Here is a 5445-nt window from a genome sequence, read left to right as displayed (position 1 = left end):
CCCGCCCGTCCAAAAAGGAGGGGCGGGACGCCCATCCCACTTTCAAGAGTGGAAGTTATTTAATTCTCATTCCATATTAGGTAGCAGCTTCTCACCCTCAAACCTAACGATTGCCAGAGCTGGTCGGAGGCTCGATTTCCGGCGGTTCGGGAGGGGGAGATTCAGACTCAGGAGGATTCAGCGACTCCTCCCAAACTTTGATTTGCGATCGAGCTTGCTCAAAAGCCCGAGTACCCGAAGGAATTTTCTTCAAAGTCGCGATCGCCCCAGCCAGATCCGACGACGACTCTTCCACACCAAGCGCCAAAATCCGCTGACTCCACTCATCAATCGCCTCACTCGCCTGCCACCGGAGCGAACTCGACTCCGGAACCTGACTTGCCAGCGCAATAGCCGTTTGCAGAGCCTCCGCAGTCCCCGCTCTGGCCGTCTGACGGGCGTTCTGCAAATTTTGCTCGCCCTGAAATTGAGCCTCCCAAGTCCGAATGTTCGATCGAGCTTCCTGATAAAGCACCCGTCCCGATCGAATCCGGCGCGCCATCTCAATTGCCCCCGCCAAATTGCCGGCCGCCGCTAGCTGCTGAGCTCTATCCAAAAACGGCTGGTCAACAAGCCGCTGTCTCCTCTCGATCCAAGCTTGAATTTTGGCTTGAGCTTCCACGTAAAGCGCCCTACCTCTACCGATCCGAGAAGCTTGAGCAACGGCGGCTTCCAGAGCATTCGGATCGCCCATACTCGCCAAATCGTTCGCTCTTTGCAAATACGGACTGTCTTCGAGCAGCTCGATTTGACGGCTCAAGGTGCTAATTTGACGGCGAGCTTCCGAAGCGCGGGGATTTGATTCCGGGACTGTTTGCAATTGCGCGATCGCAGCCCTCAAATCATTTACCCCACCAGGCGCCGCCAGCCTGCTTGCCAAATCCAAAACTTTGACATCAGCCATTTCTTGCTGCCAGCGACCGACTAAATCTTGAGCTTGTTTGTATAAAGGGCGGCCGGAGTTCAACTTTTGAGCAATCTCGATCGCCTTGGAGAAACCCTCAACAGAGCCAGTCAAAGCCTGAGAAGTAGCATTCGCCAACTCATTAAAATCCTGTACTTGTTCCCTTAAATTTGCCGACTCTGGAATCTTATTAGCGATCGCCATCGCCTCCTGCCAATCCCCTGCTTGCAATCGTTTTTGGGCGATCTCCAGAATTTTCTTGCTAAATTCCGCGATCGCCTTATTGGCAGCTTGATACAAATAACTGTTTTGATCAATTCCCTGAGCCAGCTTAATCCCCGTCACCAGATTGTCGAGACCTCCCTCGGAGGCTGTATTTCGGGCTTTTAGCAACTTATTGCCCTCCGCCTTAGTCGTCTGAATTAGCTTAGTCAATTCCTCGTACTTAGCCGATTCCCAGAAAGTATTTCCCAAATCCAAAAGCAGAGTAGCTTGGCTGAAAGCCAGCGGCCACTCTTCCTGACGCAAGTGGTCTTCCGCCGTGCGGTAAATTTTCTCTGCATCGCTCCATATCGACTGCCACTTTTCAATCTGCTTTTCCATCTTCGGGTAAGCCGGAACGTTTTTAGGAACCTTACGAGCGAGGGCAATCGCCTCATCCAGCTTTCCTTCTTGGAAACTAGCATTTCCCAGCCTAATAATATCCTCCGACCACCGATCGATTTGAGTGTTAATTCTCGGCCGCAGCGGATGGTTTTGTGGCAAAGCATTCACTAATTCGATCGCCCTGAGCAAATCATCCGCCGTCCGCTTGCTTGCTGCTTCTTGAGCACAAAAAAAGCGATCGTTAGCAGAAGCCGTCGGCCAAAAAATCTTTGAGCAATTTGACTGCGATGTCAGGTTGAGCAAAGACGCAATTGCCACAAACCCCATACCCACCGATAGCATCAAACTCAGCGCCAGCCAAAACTGCCACTTATTCGACCAGTTCCGCCACAACGGATTGTGTTCCCCCGGCGGCTGCGAGTTTTCCCCAGACAAATTCGGCGGTAGTTCCAGATGCCCTCCCGGCAGTTTTCCCGAAGTAACCAACTCTCGGAGCTCTTTAAGTCGTTGGGCCCGGTTTTTCCTTGCTGGTAAGCGCACCAGCGACGAAGTATCCTTTGTTGACTCCAAGGATTCTGATGCAGACCAACGGCCTGGTATTTTGCGATCTTGACTCATATCCTCACCACAAACAGCAACCAGCCAGCGTTAGTTATTTAAAAACTGCGAGCGCTGCTATCAACTGCTCTATAAAATGTATTCATCACTTTTACATACTCCCGTCGGCCCCAGACTGCAAGAGCCGATCGCCAAACCGCCAAAATCAAAATTTCGTGATTAGGTAATTGATAATGCGTAATTGGCAATTGGTCAAGGCCGGCATCCCTAACTCGCACTCAATAAAGCCAATTACACATTATCGTCTCAAGAACCGGAGTTTGATCGCAAATCGCCGATCAGTTCCGCAAGCTGATCGCTGCTAGCTTGGTAAACCTCGTTGCAGAAATGGCACGTAGCCTCAGCCCCGCCATCTTTTTCAATCATGTCTTGGAGTTCCGCTTCGCCCAACATTTTCAAAGCTCCCAAAACTCGATCGAACGAACAGCCACAGTGAAAGCGCACCATCTGAGTTTCCGGGAAAATTTCCAGGCCCATATCTCCCAGTAACTCTTCGAGAATCTGGTGCAGCGTTTTGCCCGATCGCAGCAGCGGCGTAAAGCCCGACAATTGAGCAACTCTAGATTCTAAAGTTTGCACCAATTTTTCGTCCGTTGCCGCCTTCGGCAGAACCTGCAACAGCACACCCCCAGACGCTTCTACCCCGCCCGCCCCCACAAACACCCCCAAAACCAGAGCCGAAGGCGTTTGCTCCGAGGTTGCCAAATAGTGAGTCAGATCGTCGCCAATTTCGCCGGAAACCAATTCTACCGTACTGGAATAAGGGAAGCCATATCCAACGTCCCGCACCACGTACAAATACCCGTCACCTATTGCCCCGCCGACATCGAGTTTGCCTTTAGCATTGGGCGGTAATTCCACTTCGGGATTGTCCACATAACCTCGAACTGTTCCATCGAGTCCCGCATCAACCAGAAGCCCGCCCAGCGGCCCATCTCCTTTGATGCGAATGTTGACTCTCGATTCGGGCCGCTTCATGCTGGAGGCGAGTAACAGCCCCGCCGACATTGTGCGGCCGAGGGCGGCTGTAGCCACGTAGGAGAGCTTGTGCCGCTGTCTTGCTTCTTCGGTGAGGCGGGTGGAAATGACGCCTACAGCGCGAATTCCGCCCTCTGCGGCTGTAGCGCGAATTAATTGATCGGCCATGAAAAACCTTACTTTGTCTTTTGATACCTTCTTGAACTATTTTATAAGTTCTTGAAGGTTGTGGCAGCAGAGAGCAGCAGTTGACTCGGCGGGCCTATCCGTGCGATCGAACTTCCGAACTCCCCTCTGTTTTCTTTTTGACCTTGATTAACCGACTATTTATTAATAAATATTCGACAGATTGTTAAACTTAAATATTTAGGAAATATGTCATAAATAAGGATTGCACTTATTTTGCAAAACCCAGCGTTTGCTCAGTCATTTTATATAGCGGTTCTCAGGAAAGTAAGGTACTCTTCCTGTTTTGCCAATGCCCTATGCCCTATGCCCTATGCCCTATGCCCAAGAACACCTCATGTTACTGAGAAAGGCTATAACAACTAATGACTAATGACTAATGACTAATGACTAATGACTAATGACTAATGACTAATGACTAAAGCTTATCTTGGCGCTAACCAGACGATTACCAAACCTTTACCTTGGCCGGTTAGAGTCAGAGGCGTAGGTCTCAGACCAATGTTTTTTAGCTGGAAATAAGGGATATGCCACCAACATCCAAAGCACTTTTAGCGGAAATCCAGCATAACACAGGAGCGAGTCGAAACTTGCATTTTTATGCTAAGGGCGAAACCATTCCTATGATGTCGCAAGGTCTTTGGCGAGTCTGTCAAGGTCTAGCACAACTGAGTACGCTTTATCCAAACGGGGAAGAAGGACTTTTGGGTTGGGTTGGGCCTTCGATGTGCTTCGGTTTGTGGTTGACAAGCTTGCAGACTTACCGAGCTACGGCGACATCGGATGTTTATTTGATGTGGTATTCTATGGTGGAAATCGAAGCTTCTCCTCAATTAGCTCACGAGTTGCTGCCTCAAATGGTACGGCGGCTGCGGCAAATGGAAGCAATTTTAGCGATCGCCGGACAGCGGCGAGTAGATGACCGTTTGTATCAGCTACTGCTATTATTGCAACAGGAATTCGGTCAGCCTGTGGTGGAGGGAACTCGTTTGAATATCCGCTTGACACATCAAGATATTGCTAATGCGATTTGCACGACGCGGGTAACAGTAACTCGAATGCTGGGAAAATTGCAGCAGCAAGGGTTAATCAGTCGAGATGGCGATCGGCATTTAATTCTTAACAAAGATGTTTTTGCGTCCAGATCCGATTTGTTTGGCTGCAACCCTCAAGCTGTGTAGCAAGCGCAGAAAAAAATCTTATTCTGCTTCGCCAATCAGCGTAAACGCGGCCCAATCTTGCGGATTTGGGTGCATCTTCATTGTCATCAGCATCGCTTGCCGCAAAGCTTGAGCTTTATTCGGGTTTTTCTGTAATTGGCGATAGAATTCTGCCATTAATTCCGCTGTCGGCTCATCGGGCACTAACCACAGAGAAACGATAATACTAGAAACTCCAGCACTAATTAAAGCACGAGATAACCCAAGCACACCATCACCGGTGAGTTTTCCTCTGCCAGTATTGCAAGCACTTAATACCACTAATTCAGCATTTAATTTTAAATCCAAAATTTCGCTCGAAGTCAGCAATCCATCATCATTTCCTGATGGAGCAAGGGCGATCGCTCCCGGTAAATCTCCCCTCTTCACTTCATTGAGTAATCCGTGAGTTGCCAGATGAATAATTCGGGCTTTTAGCATCTGTTGAGTAATCGATGCTTTAGTCGCTTGAGAGCCTGTAATCGGTTTAGTATTCAGAAGTTGGGCAATTGTAATTGCTTCTTGTTCACTGCCCGGTAAGGGATCTAATTGGCGCGGCGGGTTGCCAATTTTGGGCATGGTTGGATTGCCGACGACGAGGTTATTTTGCAGAGAAAGTTGTCGGACTTTTTGCCGTGATTGGCGGGTTAACTTCAAAATTTGAATGGCGGGAGCACTGAGGATGGTATGTTTTTCAATCAGATATTGACCTGTCGGATCTTGTAAGGCGGCAAAGGGAACTAAAAACAGGGATTGATGGGGAATGAAGATGACCGGAGCATTCGGGTCAGTAGGTAAAAGATCGGCAATGGGTTGAATCAGTAGTTGATAACTTTGCTGTTATACCAATTTTATATGAAGTTGCATAGAATAAAGATAGTGTTTAGAGGGCATCAGTGATGACACGCCAACTGA

The 5445-nt window shown here is 49.0% G+C and carries 4 protein-coding genes; 1 reads left to right on the top strand and 3 read right to left on the bottom strand.

Annotated elements, in window-relative coordinates; genetic code table 11:
- Positions 1-103 precede the first annotated feature (103 nt).
- Together QUB20_RS28090 and hslO are read right to left on the bottom strand one after the other, a co-directional pair.
- Positions 104-2167: a hypothetical protein gene (locus QUB20_RS28090; RefSeq protein WP_333251358.1), complete on the bottom strand. Its 2064-nt coding sequence runs from the start codon at positions 2165-2167 to the stop codon at positions 104-106.
- Between the two features lie 246 nt (positions 2168-2413).
- On the bottom strand, positions 2414-3313 hold the full coding sequence (gene hslO, locus QUB20_RS28085; RefSeq protein WP_333251361.1) for an Hsp33 family molecular chaperone HslO: 900 nt from the start codon (positions 3311-3313) through the stop codon (positions 2414-2416).
- A gap of 545 nt (positions 3314-3858) precedes the next feature.
- On the opposite strand from hslO, the gene QUB20_RS28080 reads away from it, so the two are divergent.
- The gene (locus QUB20_RS28080) at positions 3859-4512 is read left to right on the top strand and encodes a Crp/Fnr family transcriptional regulator (protein ID WP_333251363.1); all 654 of its coding nucleotides are present in this window, start codon (positions 3859-3861) and stop codon (positions 4510-4512) included.
- A gap of 18 nt (positions 4513-4530) precedes the next feature.
- Here QUB20_RS28080 and QUB20_RS28075 read toward each other — a convergent pair whose 3' ends face one another.
- On the bottom strand, positions 4531-5349 hold the full coding sequence (locus tag QUB20_RS28075; RefSeq protein ID WP_333291816.1) for a CHAT domain-containing protein: 819 nt from the start codon (positions 5347-5349) through the stop codon (positions 4531-4533).
- Positions 5350-5445: the final 96 nt, after the last annotated feature.

The sequence above is a fragment of the Microcoleus sp. B4-C2 genome (genome assembly GCF_036705265.1).
In the GTDB taxonomy this organism is placed as follows: domain Bacteria; phylum Cyanobacteriota; class Cyanobacteriia; order Cyanobacteriales; family Microcoleaceae; genus Microcoleus.
Note: the sequence above shows the minus strand (reverse complement) of the source record. Positions and strands in the feature narration are given on the sequence as shown.